This is a genomic window from Streptomyces sp. MP131-18 (genome assembly GCF_001984575.1).
GTDB lineage: Bacteria > Actinomycetota > Actinomycetes > Streptomycetales > Streptomycetaceae > Streptomyces > Streptomyces johnsoniae.
Genome location: NZ_LZNS01000001.1, coordinates 2,609,258 through 2,625,110, shown reverse-complemented (window position 1 = coordinate 2,625,110; position 15,853 = coordinate 2,609,258). Strand labels below are relative to the sequence as shown.

The 15,853-nt window shown below is 74.8% G+C and carries 15 protein-coding genes and 1 pseudogene; 8 read left to right on the top strand and 8 right to left on the bottom strand.

Annotation, left to right across the window (positions count from 1 at the left end):
* Nucleotides 1-3 precede the first annotated feature (3 nt).
* Nucleotides 4-759, bottom strand: coding sequence for a ferritin-like fold-containing protein (locus STBA_RS11470; protein WP_077059155.1), 756 nt, complete (start codon nucleotides 757-759; stop codon nucleotides 4-6).
* Nucleotides 760-1,217: 458 nt separating this feature from the next.
* On the opposite strand from STBA_RS11470, the pseudogene STBA_RS11465 reads away from it, so the two are divergent.
* Together STBA_RS11465 and STBA_RS11460 are read left to right on the top strand one after the other, a co-directional pair.
* Nucleotides 1,218-2,792, top strand: a pseudogene (locus tag STBA_RS11465) (DEAD/DEAH box helicase); the annotation flags it as partial.
* Nucleotides 2,793-2,938: 146 nt separating this feature from the next.
* Nucleotides 2,939-3,856 (top strand): alpha/beta hydrolase, encoded by a 918-nt coding sequence (locus STBA_RS11460; protein WP_077059154.1) that lies wholly within the window; start codon nucleotides 2,939-2,941, stop codon nucleotides 3,854-3,856.
* Nucleotides 3,857-3,886: 30 nt separating this feature from the next.
* On the opposite strand, the gene STBA_RS11455 is transcribed toward STBA_RS11460, so the two are convergent.
* The 7 genes from STBA_RS11455 to STBA_RS11425 form a co-directional block, all read right to left on the bottom strand.
* A complete protein-coding gene (locus tag STBA_RS11455; protein WP_077059153.1) occupies nucleotides 3,887-4,735 on the bottom strand; it encodes a PHP domain-containing protein in 849 nt (282 codons plus the stop codon).
* Nucleotides 4,736-4,779: 44 nt separating this feature from the next.
* Nucleotides 4,780-5,418: a DUF6758 family protein gene (locus STBA_RS11450; RefSeq protein ID WP_077059152.1), complete on the bottom strand. Its 639-nt coding sequence runs from the start codon at nucleotides 5,416-5,418 to the stop codon at nucleotides 4,780-4,782.
* A 43-nt stretch (nucleotides 5,419-5,461) separates the two neighbouring features.
* Nucleotides 5,462-6,061 (bottom strand): suppressor of fused domain protein, encoded by a 600-nt coding sequence (locus STBA_RS11445; RefSeq protein WP_077059151.1) that lies wholly within the window; start codon nucleotides 6,059-6,061, stop codon nucleotides 5,462-5,464.
* Complete coding sequence (locus STBA_RS11440; protein ID WP_077063257.1) at nucleotides 6,058-6,957, bottom strand: DMT family transporter; 900 nt, start codon at nucleotides 6,955-6,957, stop codon at nucleotides 6,058-6,060. Before STBA_RS11440 ends, STBA_RS11445 begins: the two co-directional genes overlap by 4 nt.
* Before the next feature lie 200 nt (nucleotides 6,958-7,157).
* Nucleotides 7,158-7,385: a DUF3107 domain-containing protein gene (locus tag STBA_RS11435; protein ID WP_077059150.1), complete on the bottom strand. Its 228-nt coding sequence runs from the start codon at nucleotides 7,383-7,385 to the stop codon at nucleotides 7,158-7,160.
* Nucleotides 7,386-7,516: 131 nt separating this feature from the next.
* The gene (locus STBA_RS11430; RefSeq protein ID WP_077059149.1) at nucleotides 7,517-8,143 is read right to left on the bottom strand and encodes a TetR/AcrR family transcriptional regulator; all 627 of its coding nucleotides are present in this window, start codon (nucleotides 8,141-8,143) and stop codon (nucleotides 7,517-7,519) included.
* A gap of 143 nt (nucleotides 8,144-8,286) precedes the next feature.
* Complete coding sequence (locus tag STBA_RS11425; RefSeq protein WP_077059148.1) at nucleotides 8,287-8,529, bottom strand: hypothetical protein; 243 nt, start codon at nucleotides 8,527-8,529, stop codon at nucleotides 8,287-8,289.
* Between the two features lie 250 nt (nucleotides 8,530-8,779).
* Between STBA_RS11425 and STBA_RS11420 the strand changes: the two genes are divergently transcribed.
* From STBA_RS11420 to moeZ, 6 genes are all read left to right on the top strand, one after another.
* Complete coding sequence (locus STBA_RS11420) at nucleotides 8,780-9,649, top strand: alpha/beta hydrolase (RefSeq protein WP_077063256.1); 870 nt, start codon at nucleotides 8,780-8,782, stop codon at nucleotides 9,647-9,649.
* 8 nt (nucleotides 9,650-9,657) lie between these two features.
* Nucleotides 9,658-10,695, top strand: coding sequence for a DUF3152 domain-containing protein (locus STBA_RS11415; RefSeq protein ID WP_077059147.1), 1,038 nt, complete (start codon nucleotides 9,658-9,660; stop codon nucleotides 10,693-10,695).
* 150 nt (nucleotides 10,696-10,845) lie between these two features.
* Nucleotides 10,846-12,465 carry a DUF3492 domain-containing protein gene (locus STBA_RS11410; RefSeq protein WP_079251855.1) on the top strand — a complete coding sequence of 540 codons (1,620 nt, stop codon included), beginning with the start codon at nucleotides 10,846-10,848 and terminating at the stop codon, nucleotides 12,463-12,465.
* The gene (locus tag STBA_RS11405; protein WP_077059145.1) at nucleotides 12,465-13,463 is read left to right on the top strand and encodes a hypothetical protein; all 999 of its coding nucleotides are present in this window, start codon (nucleotides 12,465-12,467) and stop codon (nucleotides 13,461-13,463) included. Before STBA_RS11410 ends, STBA_RS11405 begins: the two co-directional genes overlap by 1 nt.
* 137 nt (nucleotides 13,464-13,600) lie before the next feature.
* A complete protein-coding gene (locus STBA_RS11400) occupies nucleotides 13,601-14,530 on the top strand; it encodes an NAD-dependent epimerase/dehydratase family protein (RefSeq protein WP_077059144.1) in 930 nt (309 codons plus the stop codon).
* Between the two features lie 119 nt (nucleotides 14,531-14,649).
* Nucleotides 14,650-15,828, top strand: a complete 1,179-nt coding sequence (moeZ, locus tag STBA_RS11395) for an adenylyltransferase/sulfurtransferase MoeZ (protein ID WP_077059143.1) — start codon at nucleotides 14,650-14,652, stop codon at nucleotides 15,826-15,828.
* Nucleotides 15,829-15,853: the final 25 nt, after the last annotated feature.

Below are 15,853 nucleotides of genomic sequence, written 5' to 3'. Positions count from 1 at the left end.
GCCTCAGGCGGACAGGCCGAGGGCGGCCATCCGCTTGGTGTGCGCCTCGGTGATGCGGGAGAACATCCGGCCGATCTCGGCCAGGTCGAAGCCGTCCGCGACGCCGCCCACGAGCATGGTGGACAGCGCGTCCCGGTCGGCGACCACGCGCTGGGCCTGCGACAGGGCCTCGCCCATCAGGCGGCGGGCCCACAGCGCGAGCCGGCCGCCGACGCGCGGATCGGCCTCGATGGCGGAGCGGACCTTCTCCACGGCGAACGAGGCGTGCCCCGTGTCGTCCAGCACGGCCAGCACCAGGGACCTGGTGTCGGTGTCGAGGCGGACGGCGACCTCGCGGTAGAAGTCGGCGGCGATGGCGTCCCCGACATACGCCTTGACCAGGCCCTCGATCCAGTCGGACGGCGCCGTGAGCCGGTGGAACTCGTCCAGCGCGGACGCGAACGGCTCCATCGCCCGCGCCGGGTCCTCGTCGATGTGCCGCAGGCGGCCCGTGAGCTGCTCGAAGTGGTGGAACTCGGCCGCCGCCATCCGGGCCAGGGCCGCCTTGTCGGGCAGGGTGGGTGCCAGCTTCGCGTCCTCGGCGAGGCGCTCGAACGCCGCCAGCTCGCCGTAGGCCAGCGCGCCCAGGAGATCGACCACGGCCGCCCGGTACCGCGGGTCGGCGGACGCCTCCGGCCAGTCCGCCGCGGCGACGCCGGTGACCTCCGTGGTCCCGGCCGGGTCGGCCGCATCGGGAGTCGGGGTCTTCGGCGTCTCCATCAGGTCTCCTCCGCAGGCGGATCGGCGTCGCGCCCGGCAACGTTCACGCGAGTGCACAATAGTCGCTGGAACCGGGTGGGCGGGCCCGGCCGCGTTCCCCCGGAACGCGGCCTGACACATGTGCGCCGTTCCGAGGTACAGTGGTATAGCGGCTCACTCGTATGCGGTGGGCCCATCCCCATGCTGGCGACCTGGGCCCGGAAAGCGCGGATTGTCCAGGAAACCCGAGGATGCCCGGTCGGTGGCCCGATCGGCTCCGACCTGACCAGCCCTCCGCGCGGTGCGGTGAGGGTCCCCCCGGACGGTTCCGGGGAGCCCCGCACCATCCGCGGCATGAGGGACCCCGCTCGCGCGGTGCGTGCGCTTGAGCGAGACGACCGGGTCCCGCGCCGGACGACCGGCCCCCCACCGGGGCCGCCACTCGACGGCACGGTGCAATCGACCCGCCTCGCCGCCGGGTGCCGCGTCACACAGAAGAGGCAACGACCCTGTCCGCTACCACCACCACATTCCGAGATCTCGGAATTCTGGCCGAGACAGCCGAGGCCCTGGAGGCCGTCGGCATCACCACCCCGTTCCCCATCCAGGAAATGACCCTCCCCGTCGCCCTCGCCGGCACCGACGTGATCGGGCAGGCGAAGACCGGCACCGGCAAGACGCTCGGTTTCGGGCTGCCGCTGCTTGAGAGCGTCACCGTCCAGGCGGACGTCGAGTCCGGCCGTGCCGCGCCCGCCCAGCTCACCGACGGGCCGCAGGCCCTCGTCGTCGTCCCCACGCGCGAGCTGTGCCAGCAGGTGACCAACGATCTGCTCACCGCGGGCAAGGTGCGGAACGTCCGGGTCGTGTCGATCTATGGCGGCCGGGCCTACGAGCCGCAGGTCGAGGCCCTCGCCAAGGGCGTCGACGTCGTCGTCGGCACCCCGGGCCGGCTGCTCGACCTCGCCGCCCAGCGCAAGCTGAACCTGTCGCGGGTCCGCTGCCTCGTCCTGGACGAGGCGGACGAGATGCTCGACCTCGGCTTCCTCCCGGACGTGGAGAAGATCATCCAGCTGCTGCCCGCCAAGCGGCAGACGATGCTGTTCTCCGCGACGATGCCGGGCCAGGTCATCGGCCTCGCCCGCCGCTACATGAGCCAGCCCACGCACATCCGCGCCACCGAGCCCGACGACGAGGGCGCGACTGTGGCCAACATCACGCAGCACGTCTTCCGGGCGCACTCGCTGGACAAGCCGGAGATGGTCGCGCGCATGCTCCAGGCCGAGGGCCGTGGACTGGTGATGGTCTTCTGCCGCACCAAGCGCACCGCGGCCGACGTCGCCGAGCAGCTCGGCAGGCGCGGTTTCGCCGCCGCCGCCGTGCACGGCGACCTCGGGCAGGGCGCCCGCGAGCAGGCGCTGCGCGCGTTCCGCAACGGCAAGGTCGACGTGCTCGTCTGCACCGATGTCGCCGCCCGCGGCATCGACGTGGACGGCGTCACGCACGTGATCAACTACCAGACGCCGGAGGACGAGAAGACCTACCTGCACCGTGTCGGCCGCACCGGCCGCGCCGGCGCGACCGGCATCGCCGTCACCCTGGTCGACTGGGACGACATCCCACGCTGGCAGCTGATCAACAAGGCGCTGGGGCTGGCGTTCCCCGACCCGCCGGAGACCTACTCGACCTCCCCGCACCTCTTCCAGTCGCTGCGCATTCCCGAGGGCACCAAGGGCACGCTGCCGCGCGCGGAGCGGACCAGGGCCGGGCTCGACGCGGAAGAGGTCGAGGACCTCGGCGGCCCGGGCGCGAAGCGCCGCGGGCGCGAGAGCCGCCCGGCGGCCGTCCGCACGCGGGCACCCCGGCAGCGGCGCCGCACGCGCGGCGGGGCCCCGGTGGCTCCCGGGGAGACGGGGGAGACCGGGGAGAGCGGGGGCGTCGCGGAGGCGGCGCCGCGGCAGGCCGAGCCGCAGGCCGCGCCCGCCGAGGGGCACGACGAGGCGGCGTCCGCCGCATCGCGCACCCCGCGCCGCCGGCGTCGCAGGACCCGCGCGGGCCGGACGGACCGGCCCACCGAGGAGTCCTGAGGGGACAGACCCTGCGCACCGCGTCCGGGCCGGAGCACCAACGGTGGCCCGGGGCGCTGCGCGGGGCCGTGCGGCGCCCGGTGACCGGCTTGCCCGTCCGGGTTACTGTCGAAGCTGTGAGCAGACCCCCGTTCTGTGTGCCCCCGACCGGAGTGCGGGCCCACCGCCTCGCCACCCGGCGCGGCGAGTTCGCCGTGCTCGATGCCGTTCCCGCCGGGGAGCCGGCCGGAACGGTCCTGCTGGTGCCCGGGTACACCGGCAGCAAGGAAGACTTCATCGCGCTGCTCGAGCCGCTGGCCGCCGCCGGGTACCGCTCGGTCGCCGTGGACGGGCGCGGGCAGTACGAGACGGCGGGCACGCCGGGGCGCAAGGACTACGGGCTCGGGGCGCTCGCGGAGGACGTGCTCGCGCAGGCCGATGCGCTGGGCGCCGGTCCCGTGCACCTGGTGGGGCACTCGTTGGGCGGGCTGATCTCGCGCGGTGCGGTACTGCGCGCCCTGGCCGCGGGGCGGCCCTCGCCGTTCGCCTCCCTGACCCTCATCGCCTCGGGCCCCGGCCGCGTCGCCCGCCGCCAGCGGTGGCGGGCGCGGGCGCTGCGCGTGGGCCTTCCCGTGCTGGGCGCGGGCCGCGTGTGGCAGGTGTGCTACCGCGGGGTGGAGCCGGGCGACGTCGGCGCGTTCCTGCACCGCCGCTGGCTGGCCAACGTGCCCGACCAGCTGCTCGCCACCGGCCGCACGCTGCGGTACGAGCCGGACCGCGTGGCGCGGCTCGCCGCGGCCGGACTGCCCGTTCACGTGCTTTCGGGCGAGCGGGACGGCGCGTGGCCGGTGCCGCTGCTCGACCGGATGGCGCACCGGCTGAGCGCGCGCCGCACGGTGATCCGCGGCGCGGAGCACTCGCCGAACGCGGAACGTCCCGTCGAGACCGCCGCGGCCCTGCTCGACTTCTGGAAGGACACGTCCCCGCCCGCGACCGAGCGGCCCGCGGCCGCCCCGCGGCCGTCGGCGGACGGGTGTGCTTCGCCCGCCCGGTGAGGTCCGCGGCGCCGGGTCGGCGGGGCGCGATCAGCCCGCGGCCGTCAGGGGGCGGGCGCCCTTTGCCCGTTCGGTGATCTCCGCGTAGACCTCGGGCGACGTCGTGTGCTCGCCGAGGCGGCAGCTTTTGCGGGTGCCGTGGTAGTCGCTCGACCCGGTGGTCAGCAGGCCCAGGTCGGCGGCCATGCCGCGCAGCCGGTCGCGGGTGGCGGCGTCGTGGTCGATGTGGTCGACCTCCACACCGTCGAGACCCGCCGCGGCGAGCTGCGCGATGGCGGCGTCCGGGACGACGCGTCCGCGCCGCCAGGCCAGCGGGTGCGCGAAGACGGCGACGCCGCCCGCGTCGTGGATGAGGCCGATCGCGGTGGTGGCGTCCAGCTCGTGCTTGGCGACGTGGGCCCGGCCGCCGTCGCCGATCCACTCGGCGGTGAACGCGGCGGACACGTCCTCGATGATCCCGGCCTCGACCATGGCCGCGGCGATGTGCGGCCGGCCGATCGCGCCCTGGGCGAGCTCGCGGACGCGCTCCCAGGCCACGGGCGCCCCCAGCTCGTTCAGCCGGGCGACGATCGCGCGGGCCCGCGGGACGCGGTCGTCGCGCAACAGGTCGCGCTCCCTGGCCAGTTCGGGCTCGGTGGGGTCGAACAGGTAGGCCAGCATATGCAGGCTCACCCCGTCGAGGCGGCAGGAGATCTCCGCGCCGGTGACCAGGGTCAGCCCGGGCGGCAGCGCCTCCGCCGCCGCGGCGTGGCCCGCGACCGTGTCGTGGTCGGTGAGGGCGACGACGTCGAGCCCCGCGGCGCGCGCCGCGGTGACCAGCTCGGCGGGGGAGTCGGTGCCGTCGGAGGCCGTGGAGTGGGTGTGCAGGTCGATGAGCACCCCGCCAGGATAGCCACGAACGGCGGAAAGCCCTCAAGGGCGCCTCAGCCGAGCAGCCGGGGGGAGAGTGCGCCGCAGGGGACGAGGTCCACCTCGGAGCCCGCGTCGCGCAGATCGGTGAGCACCAGCTCGTCGTACAGCAGCAGTCCCGACTCCTGGGGCCAGGTGACGGCCCACAGCCACCGCCCCATCGCCTCCCCTGCGAAGACGGCGCGGTCCTCCGGGGCGCCGTCGACGAGCCACAGCGGCGTAGGCCGCCCGGCCGCGAGGACCTTGGCCTGCGGCGGCCCCGCGACGCGCAGCCGCGGCCCCGGGTCGGGGCCCGGTATGCCGGCGTACCTTGCGCCGAGCCCGACGCCCAGCTCCTCGGCGATCAGCAGCAGTTCGCCCGGGCCGCCCAGCGGTCCCGGGCCCGAGCAGGCGACGGCGGTGGCCCGCCCCCCTCCGCTGTCGTCACCGGCGGAGGCCACGCCGGTGAACAGCCAGCCGACCGGAAGCGGCCAGGGCATCCACACCGGGACCTCGGCCCGGCCGACGACGACGGTGAGGGCGTTCACGCTGGGGGGGATGATGGGCTGCAACGGGTGCACCGGGCCGTGTGCGGCGCACCGCCACGAGTCGGCGAAGAGGCCGGGCGCTCGCACCCGCCCACCGCATTTCGGGCAACTGGGTTCGCCCCTCATGGGGAACAACAGTCCCTCCGCGCCGCCCGTCCGTCAAGCGCCGTCACTCGCCCAAGGGCACCGCCGCGCGGGCCGGATCGCGTAGGTCCGTGCCGTGGTGCAGCCACCGTTCCTCCAGCGCAGCGGCGCCGTGGACGCGTTTCCAGGCGGCCTCGTTCGGGGTCATCGGCAGGAGCGGGAAGAAACGGACCGGATCGCGCGGCGGGGGCAGCGGCAGCTCGGGCACCACCGCGCCCGGCTCGCCCGCCAGGACGGAGGTGAACGGTGCGCCGGGCCACAGCGGCTCCCCGAGGTCGAGCGAGCCGCCCGCGGCCAGCACCACGCCCTCCACCTGCGGCGAGGCGGCGAATACGGCGAGCGCCCGGTGCACGGCGTCGGTCCGCGCGCGCCCCGCGCGCAGGGTCAGCAGCAGCTCCGCGCGGGGGCCGCGGTCGGGATCGGCGACGGCGGCGGTGGGGTCGGTCATCGGCAGCGCCGACATGCCGGAGGTGGCGTACCGCACCAGCCCCTGCCCGGGGTCGGGGATGCGCAGCACCTCGATGCGCCCGGTGCCGATGAACGTGACCGCGGCGCGTGCGTCCGGCGGGCCGACCGCCTCGCGCAGCCGCCGTTCGACACGCTCCCGCACCTCGTCCGCACTCATGTGCGCTCCGCGCGGATCACGAGGGCGAGGCCGAGCACGATCAGGCCGAGGGCCGGGTATGCGGCGGCCGGCGGCAGCTGGCCGAGCCACACGGCCGCGATGAGGGCGGCGCCCGGCGTCTCCAGCAGCAGCGCGATGGAGGTGACCGACGGGCCCAGGCCGCGCACCACGCGGTTGATCAGGGAGTGGCCGAGCAACTGGGAGGCGAGGGTGAGGGCGAGCAGCTTCAGCCACGTCTCCCCGGAGTAGCCGCCGAGCGGGCTGCCCGCGAGGAGACAGACCAGGAGCAGCAGCAGGGCGGTGGTGGAGTAGCACAGGAACGTGTAGCCGGTGGTGCTGGTGGTGCGCCGCACCTCGGCGCCGATCAGCACGTACACGGCGGCTGCCATGCCGCCGCCGAGCGCGAGCGCGTCCCCGGCCAGGGCCTCGGGCGACACGGCCAGGTCGACGCCGGTGAGGACGACGACGCCGGCGACGGCCACGGCGGAGCCGGCCCAGACCGCGGCCGGCGGCCGCCGGCCGGTGAGGCGCAGCAGCAGGGTGGTCCAGATGGGGGTGGTGGTGACCAGGGCGACGGACGAGGCCACGGAGGTGAGGTGGAGGCTGGGCAGCCAGAGCCCGAAGTGCGCGGCGAGCGCGGCGCCCGCGGCCAGCGACAGCAGCAGCGTTCGGCGGTCGAGGCGGGACAGCTCGGCGCGCAGCCGCCCGCGCAGCAGCACGACGGGCGTGAGCGCGGCCGCGGCCAGGGCGTTGCGCCAGAAGGCGATGGCGAGGGCGGGGGCGGCGGTCGCCGCGATGAGCGGTCCGGAGAGCGAGACGCCGGTGACGGCGACAGTGAGCAGCAGGGCGTCGAGCCGCTGCTGGGGGAGCCCGGCGAGCGGTGGCAGCCGGGGCAGCGGGGGAACGGCGCGGCGCGCGCGGCCCCGGCCGCTGCGCGGAATGCCGGTGACGGGCACGGCGGCTGCCCTCCTCCCTCCTCGGCGGCCGTTCCACCCTAGTGCGCCGCACCGACCGCGGGACAGCGTGTGTGAGCGGCGGCCGGTGTACACCGGCCGCCGCTCACACACGCTGCGGGAACTGCGCCGTCAGAGCGCCGTCAGAGCGTGCCGAAGCCCACCCGGCGCGGCGTGGGCTGGCCGATTTCCACGTAGGCCACCCGGTCGGCCGGGACCAGAACCTTGCGGCCGTGCTCGTCGACCAGGCTGAGCAGTTGGCCGGAACCGGACAGCGCCGTGCTGACCGCGCTCTCGACCTCTTCGGCGGACTGCCCGCTCTCGAGAATGATCTCCCGCGGTGTGTGCTGAACGCCGATCTTGATTTCCACGGCTTGTCCCTCCGCTGGTCCCAAACGTGCGCGACGGTCCGCGCCGTACTGACCACAGGTTATCCGCGCCGTTCGCCGGGCCCGTCCCGGGCGGCCACGCCCAGAGCGAACAGGCCGGGTCAGTGCCCGTCTCAGTGCTGGATGGGGAAGCCGGCGATCCCGCGCCAGGCAAGGCCGGCGGTCAGCGTCCGCGCGACGTCGCCGGGGATCTGCTGGCCGGAGCTGAGCCAGTGCCGGGCGGTGATCTGGGCCATGCCGCACAGGCTGACGGCCAGCAGCATCGCCTGCTCCTCGGACAGGTCGGTGTCCTCGACGATGAGCGGGCAGACGAGCTTGGCGCAGTCGAGCGCCACCTGGTCGACGCGCTCGCGCACCGACGGCTCGTTCGTCAGGTCGGACTCGAAGACCAGCCGGAACGCGCCGCCCTCGTGCTCCACGTAGGAGAAGTAGGCGTCCATCGTGGCGGCGATCCGCTGCTTGTTGTCGCTGGTGGCGGCCAGTGCCTTGCGGATGGACTGCACCAGCGCCTCGCAGTGCTGGTCGAGCAGCGCGAGGTACAGCTCCAGCTTGCCGGGGAAGTGCTGGTAGAGCACCGGCTTGCTGACGCCTGCGCGGTCCGCGATGTCGTCCATGGCCGCCGCGTGGTAACCCTGCGCGACGAACACCTCCTGGGCCGCGCCCAGCAGCTGGTTGCGCCGGGCCCGGCGCGGCAGGCGGGTACCTCGCGGACGCGCCTCGGTCTGCTCAGTGGCGCTCACGCCGCCTCCCGGTGATCGTTCCCTGCGATGCGCATTCCTGGCCGCGCGCCGTGTCGTCATCGTACGTTCGAGTAGTCGCGGAGCGTGCATCGTGAGGGCAGGATTTCACTCTGCGGACATTCCTGCTCGGCGGACATTTCCGCTCAGCGGTACTCGTCGTCGCCGGGGTCGACGGCCCTGGCCTGCTCGGCGGCGTCCGCCGGGTCCACTCCCTCCGCGGCGCGCCCGGTCAGCGGGGTGTCACGGAGCCGCAGCAGCTCGAGCCGCTGCTCGGCGGCGTCGGCCTCGGGTGCCTCGTCCTCCAGGTCCTCCTCGAAGAGCCCCTCCTCCTGCTCCTCGTCGAGGAATTCGTCGAACGTCTCCGGGTCCCTGGGGTCCTGGGACAAGTCGCCACCTCCTCGTGGTCGGCAAGGTGGTCCTGCGGGTCATTCCAGCCTAGGGGCGACTTCGCGGGAGGGCGAACCCACGAATCGCGCGGGCCCCCGGAGGGGCGTGTGCCACGCGGCGCGGCGGGCTCCTACTATGGCGCCCATGCCAACCACCGAGGAGCTGCGCGCCCAGGCGGCACTTGCCGCGACGGAGGGCTGGCCAGGGGTCAGGGACGGGGAGACGCTGCGAACGGTGTCCCTGCCCGGGATGACGCTCGCGGTCCGCCGCCGGGCCGCCACGCGCGACGGCCTCGAGCCCGCGCTGCTGGTGCACGGTCTCGGCGGTTCGTCCCGCAACTGGTCCTCGCTGATGGAGCTGCTGGCCGGCGAGGTCGAGTGCGAAGCCGTCGACCTGCCGGGCTTCGGCGCTTCCCCGCCCCCCGACAGCGGCGACTACTCCGTGTACGGGCACGCCAGGGCCGTGATCCGGCTGCTTGACTCGGCCGATCGCGGGGGCCGGGGGCCGGTGCACCTCTTCGGTAATTCGCTCGGCGGTGCCGTGGCCACGCGCGTCGCGGCGCTGCGCCCCGACCTGGTCCGCACGCTCACCCTCGTCTCGCCCGCGCTGCCCGAGCTGACGCCGCAGCGCACAGCCCTGCCGACGGGGCTGCTCGGACTGCCGGGGATGCCGCGGCTGATGCCCCGCATGACCCGGGAGATGACGGCGGGCCAGCGCGCCCGTCAGGTGCTGCGGCTGTGCTACGGGAACCCGGCGCGGATCACGCCGGAGGACTTCGCCGCCGCGGAGGCCGAGCTGGAACGGCGGCAGTCGCTGCCGTACTTCTGGGACTCGCTGACCCGCTCGGCGCGCGGCCTGGTCAACGCCTACACGCTGGGCGGCCAGCATTCGCTGTGGCGGCAGGCCGAGCGCGTGCTGGCGCCGACGCTGCTGGTCTACGGTGTGCGGGACCGGCTGGTGTCCTTCCGGATGGCCCGGCGGGCGGGGCGGGCGTTCGGCTTTTCCCGGCTGGTGGTGCTCCCGGAGGCCGGACACATGGCCATGATGGAGTACCCGGATGAAGTGGCCGTGGCCTTCCGGGACTTCTTCGCCGAGACCGCCGCGCCCCCCGTCGGCTAGGGAGCTGCATGGACCACCGCGACCCCGCCGCAGTACCTCAGAACGCCGGACCGCGCCAGGAGTATCTCGATGCCTTCGACGAGGGCCCCCTCGAACACCGCATCCCCGAACAGCGGAGCGCGGAGCCGGAGGGCGCGCCGCCGCACCGGCGCCACGGCAAGCCGGCGAGGCGCGGGCCCGTGCGCGGGGATAGCCCGGGGCACCGGCGCGCGAAGGGCGGCTGGGGGCGCACGCTGGCGGGCATCGGCGCCGCCGCGGTGGTGACGGCGCTCGGCGTGGTGGTGGCCGTGCGCATGGTCGACCCCGAGGCGGGCGTGAGCGACGCGTCCGACGCGGCGCAGCCCGCGCCCGGCGGGAACGAGGAGCTGCGCGACGGCGGGACTCCGACGCCGCCCGAGGCGGCGGAGCAGACGCCGGCGGAGCCGAGCACGCCGCCGGAGCCGACGTACGACGAGCTGCTGAGCACCATGTTCGAGCTGGACCCGGAGATGACCGGCTCGGGCGAGCTGGTGCCCGTCGAGGGCACGACCGAGGCGGTGGAGCCGGAGGCGACGACGCAACTGCGGTACCGCGTCGACGTCGAGGACCGGCTCGGCCTCGACCCCGAGCTGTTCGCCGAGGCGGTCCACCGCACACTGAACGACGACCGCGGCTGGACCAACGACGGCGAGCGGTCCTTCTCGCGGGTCTCCGCGGGCGACTACGACTTCATCGTGACCCTGGCGAGTCCGGGCACGACGGCGGACTGGTGTGCCCGCTCCGGCCTCGACGTCACCGAGGACAACGTCTCCTGCAACTCCTCGAACACCGAGCGCGTGATGATCAACGCCTGGCGCTGGGCGCAGGGTTCCGAGACCTACGGCGACGACATCGCCGGGTACCGCCAGATGCTGATCAACCACGAGGTGGGGCACCGGCTCGGCTACGGGCACGTGACGTGCCCGGCCGAGGGCGCGCTCGCGCCGGTGATGATGCAGCAGACCAAGTTCCTGGAGATGAACGGCGTGACCTGCCGGCCCAATCCGTGGCCGCACCCGGACAACTGACCGGGCCCGGCACGCCGTAACGACGCCACTCGGTACAAAGTCACGAATATTCACCCCTTCTGATGGTGTGGCGGACAACCGTCCGCCGCGTCAGGCACATGTAGACATACCGTCTTTCCGACACGGAGATGCCAGACAGGGGGTGCGCCGGTGCGCGTCGCTTTGCTCACAGAGGGTGGGTACCCGTATGCACAGGGCGAGTCGGTCGCCTGGTGCGACCGGCTGCTGCACGGCCTGCCGGAGCATGACTTCGAGGTTCTGGCGCTGAGTCGCGGCAGGCAGCAGGAGCTCGGCCCGCGGCGCCCGCTCCCGGCCAACGTGCGCGGCGTGCACACCGCACCGCTGTGGGGGCCGCCGCAGGGCATCGCCGCCTGGCCCGGCACCCCGCGCGCGTGGGCGCGCGTGGCGCGGGCGCCGGCCCGGCGGTTCGCCGAGTGCTTCGCCGAGCTGGTCGCGGCGCTCTGCCCCGGGTACCAGCCGCTGGGCGAGGCCCAGCCCGCGCGGCAGGCGGACCGCTTCGCCGAGGGTCTTTACGGGCTCGCCGACCTCGCCGCCCGACACGGCGGGCTCAGCACGTGGCTCTACTCGGAGCACGCCGTCCGCGCGCTGGAGGCGGCCTGCCGCGCCCCCGGCGCGCCGCGGGCCGTGCACGGCGCACGGGTGGCCGATCTGCTCGCCGTCGCCGAGCGGCTGGAGCGGGCCCTGCGCCCGCTGTCACTCGGCTGGTACGAGGCGGAAGGGCCCGGCGCGGGCGAGCTGTGCCACGCGGTCGGCGCCGGGCCCGCCGCGCTGGCCGGCCTGATCGCCCGGCACCGGTACGGCACCCCGCTGCTGATCACCGAGTACGGCGTGCGGCTGCGCGAGCACTACCTGGCGAGTGCGGCGGCGCACGCGGTGCCGCGCTCCGCCGCGGGTGCCCCCGTTCGCGCCCTGCTGGCCGCCTTCCAGGTGCGGCTCGCCCGCGAGGCGTACCGCAGGGCCGCGCTGATCACGCCGGGCGACACCACCGCGCGCCGGTGGCAGGAGCGGTGCGGGGCCGAGCCGGCGCGGCTGCGCACGGTGTACCCCGGGCTGGACGCGCGCCCGTTCCGCGCCGCGGCCGAGGCCGGGTCCGCGCGCGGGTCCGCGCCCCCCGCTCTGGTGTGGGTCGGCAGGGCCGGTCCCGGTAAGGGCCTCGCCGGTCTGCTGCACGCGTTCCACGCGGTGCGCGCCGCGGAGCCGGCCGCGCGGCTGCGCATCGTCGGCACTCCGGCCCGCGGCCGGCCGGACGCCGGTTACCTCGCCCGCTGCCGCGCGCTCGCCGCGCGCCTCTTCCCCGGCCCCGCCGGGCCCGTCACGTTCACGGAGGTGGGCGGCGCCGACGTGCCCACGCTCGCCGATGCCTACGCCGCGGGCGGCGTGGTGGTGTTCCCCGGCGCGGACAGCGGGTTCCCGCTGCCGCTGATCGAGGCCATGTTCTGCGCCCGCGCCACCGTCGCCGCGGACGCGGGCGCGGTGGCCGAGGTCGTCGGCGGTACCGGCCTCGTGGTGCCGCCCGGCGACCGGCGGGCGCTGGCGGACGCCTGTCTCGCGCTGCTGCGCGACCCGGCGCGGCGTGCGCGCCTCGGCGCGGCGGCGCGGGCCCGCGCCCTCGACCTGTTCACCGTCGAGCGGAATGTCGCCGCGTTCGACGCCATCTACCGCGAGCTCGGCCGCACCGCGCGGAGCGCTGCGGCGGGCCTGGCGAGGGAGCCGATACCCGCCGCGGGCCGGCCGGGGGAGCGGGTGTGATGGCCTCCGCCGATCCTCTCCCCGCCCTCCTGCGCGACCACCGCACGCTGTGCGAACGTGCCGTGGACCCGCTGGAGATCGCGGCCGGACTCGAAGCCAGGGGCGTCACCGACAGGACCGCCGCGCGCTTCCGCCACCGCGACGTCTTCTCGCTTGCCGAGGAGCTGTACGCGCGCGCGACGCCCCGCCCCTGCCGCCCGCTCGCCCCGTCGCCCGGGCCCTGCACCGGCCGCCTGCGCCGCGTCGTCGACCTGCTGCTCGCGCTGCTGCCCGCCGCGCTGTGCGCGACGGGGCTGCGGGCCGGCGCGGGCCGGACGGCCCTCGCCGTCGCGACGCTGGCCGCCCTGTGGCTCGTGCTGTTCCGGCGGTCACCGCTCGGTATCGCGGGCCCGTTCGCGCTGCCGCCGCTCGCGCACGCCCTGGCCGGGGACGGCCTGCTGGCCGAGCTGCTGCCCGGCGGGCAGCAGCCGCAGGAGAACGCGGCGGCAGCGGCCACCCTCACCCTCGCGCTCGCCGCGGCGCCCGCGCTGTGGTGCCGCGCCTGGTTCGCCGGGCGCTGCCGGCGGCGGCTCGCCGTCAGCCGCGGCGTCCGCGGCTTCGCGGCCGGGGCCAGGGCGCTCCTCGCCGCCGCGCTCGGCCTCTACCTGGCCGGCCTGCTGGCCGCGCTCGGCCTGGTACGGCTGCTGCTCGGCCCCTTCCCCTTCGGCGCCGCCGCGGCGCTCGGGCTGCTGCTCGGAGCCGTCGTGCTGCTGGTCGGGCACGGCTTCCGGCGCGCCGCCGCGGTGGGCCTCGCCGTCGCGGGGGCGGTGGAGGGGCTGGCACTCGCCCTGGTCAGTGCGTCGTGGCTGCCCGGCTGTGACGCGCTCGCCCGTCCCGTCGCGGCGCTGGCCGACGCGCACGGGGTGGCCGCCGTTCCCGCGCTGGCCTGCGGCGCGGCGGCCACCGGGCTGCTCGTTCATGCGGCGCGCGCGCTGACCGGCCCGGCCGCGCACCGCTGAGGCGGCCCCGGCCGCCCCACCGCCCTTCCCTCCCCCGAGAAACCGATCACACGCAGAACACGCAAGAACAAGGAGCAACAACCGATGACCCGACAGTTGCACGGCAACGCCGCCGCATCCACCGGGGAGGCCGTCCGATGAGGGTGCTGCTGCTCGGCGCCGGCGGGTACCTGGGCCGGTTCGTGGCGGACCGGCTGCTCGCCGATCCCGCGGTCCAGCTCACCGCGCTTGGCCGCGGCGACGACGCGGACGTCCGTTTCGATCTCTCCACCGGCAGCCCGGGGGCGCTGACGCGCTTCCTCGATGCCGTGCACCCGGGCGTCGTGGTCAACTGCGCCGGGGCGATCCGCGGCACGGCCAGCGAGCTGACCAGGCACAACACCGTCGCCACGGCGACCCTGTGCGAGTCGCTGCGGCGGAGCGGCTGCCGCGCGCGCCTGGTGCACCTCGGCTGCGCCGCCGAGTACGGCCCCTCGCAGAACGGCTCCTCGATCGCCGAGGACGCCATCGCCCGGCCCGGCGGCCCGTACGGCGTGAGCAAGCTGGCGGCGACCGAGCTGGTGCTCGGCTCCGGCCTGGACGCCATCGTGCTGCGCGTCTTCTCGCCGACGGGGCCGGGCACCCCGGCCGGTTCGCCGCTCGGCCGGCTGGCCGATTCGCTGCGGCGGGCGATGCAGCACGGCGACAGCGAGCTGAAGCTCGGCGGCCTGGCCGTGCAGCGTGACTTCGTCGACGTGCGCGACGTGGCCAGGGCGGTGCACGCGGCGACGCTCTCGGCGGCGCAGGGCGTGGTCAACATCGGCACCGGGCACGCGGTGCGGCTGCGCGAGGCGGCGTCCGCGCTGGCGCGGATCTCCGGGTACAGCGGCACGCTGCACGAGCTGGAGGGCCCGCCCATTCCGCGGCAGCACGCCGAGGGCCCGCCGGTCCTGCCCTATCCGGACGGCTGCGGCGCCTGGCAGCAGGCCGATGTGCGCACGGCGCGGGACCGGCTCGGCTGGCGGGCCAGGATCGGTCTTGAGGAGTCGCTCGCCGATATCTGGATGGAGGCCGCCTGCCGGATGTGACCTCGCGGAAGGCGCGTCGGCCGGGGATGCCCGGAGTGTGGAACAGGTGTCTCGGAATGGGACCGTTCGTGGCAGTGTTGAAGCGAGAACGACTGTCCCTATGACCCTACGGAGTCACCGTGTCGCTGCCACCCCTGGTAGAGCCGGCCGCCGAGCTCACCGTCGACGAGGTCCGCAGGTATTCGCGTCACCTGATCATCCCGGACGTCGGGATGGCCGGGCAGAAGCGGCTGAAGAACGCCAAGGTGCTGTGCGTGGGCGCGGGCGGCCTGGGGTCGCCCGCGCTCATGTACCTCGCCGCGGCCGGGGTGGGCACCCTGGGCATCGTGGAGTTCGACGAGGTCGACGAGTCCAACCTCCAGCGGCAGATCATCCACAGCCAGGCCGACATCGGGAAGTCCAAGGCGCTCTCCGCCAAGGAGACGGTCCAGGGCATCAACCCGTACGTCGAGGTGATCCTGCACGAGGAGCGGCTCGACTCCGGCAACGTGATGGAGATGTTCGCGCAGTACGACCTGATTGTCGACGGCACGGACAACTTCGCGACGCGCTACCTGGTCAACGACGCGTGCGTGCTGCTCGGCAAGCCGTACGTGTGGGGCTCCATCTACCGCTTCGACGGCCAGGCTTCGGTCTTCTGGTCAGAGCACGGACCGTGCTACCGCTGCCTGTACCCGGAGCCGCCGCCGCCCGGCATGGTGCCGTCCTGCGCCGAGGGCGGCGTGCTCGGCGTGCTGTGCGCGTCCATCGGGTCGATCCAGGTCACCGAGGCGATCAAGGTGCTGACCGGCACCGGCGACCCGCTGGTCGGCCGGCTGATGATCTATGACGCCCTGGAGATGACCTACCGGCAGGTCAAGGTCCGCAAGGACCCGGACTGCGCGATCTGCGGGGACAACCCGACCGTCACCGAGCTGATCGACTACGAGGCGTTCTGCGGCGTCGTCTCGGACGAGGCGCAGGCGGCGGCGAAGGAGGCGACGATCACTCCGGCGCAGCTGAAGGAGTGGATCGACGGCGAGGAGAAGATCGACATCATCGACGTCAGGGAGCCGAACGAGTACGAGATCGTCTCGATCCCCGGCGCGCGGCTGATCCCGAAAAACGAGTTTCTGATGGGCAGCGCGCTGAGCGATCTGCCGCAGGACCGGCGGATCGTCCTGCATTGCAAGACGGGTGTCCGCTCCGCGGAAGTGCTGGCCGTGCTGAAGAACGCCGGGTTCGCCGACGCCGTGCACGTCGGCGGCGGGGTCATCGGCTGGGTCAACCAGATCGAGCCGGACAAGCCCGTGTACTGACGCACGAAGGACCGGCCTTTCACGG

Excerpts from the sequence above, each read along its gene's own strand:
- STBA_RS11470 (WP_077059155.1), bottom strand. The coding sequence starts at position 759 with ATGGAGACGCCGAAGACCCCGACTCCCGATGCGGCCGACCCGGCCGGG.
- STBA_RS11450 (WP_077059152.1), bottom strand. The coding sequence starts at position 5,418 with ATGAGGGGCGAACCCAGTTGCCCGAAATGCGGTGGGCGGGTGCGAGCG.
- STBA_RS11445 (WP_077059151.1), bottom strand. The coding sequence starts at position 6,061 with ATGAGTGCGGACGAGGTGCGGGAGCGTGTCGAACGGCGGCTGCGCGAG.
- STBA_RS11420 (WP_077063256.1), top strand. The coding sequence starts at position 8,780 with ATGACGCTCGCGGTCCGCCGCCGGGCCGCCACGCGCGACGGCCTCGAG.
- STBA_RS11415 (WP_077059147.1), top strand. The coding sequence starts at position 9,658 with ATGGACCACCGCGACCCCGCCGCAGTACCTCAGAACGCCGGACCGCGC.
- STBA_RS11405 (WP_077059145.1), top strand. The coding sequence starts at position 12,465 with ATGGCCTCCGCCGATCCTCTCCCCGCCCTCCTGCGCGACCACCGCACG.
- STBA_RS11400 (WP_077059144.1), top strand. The coding sequence starts at position 13,601 with ATGAGGGTGCTGCTGCTCGGCGCCGGCGGGTACCTGGGCCGGTTCGTG.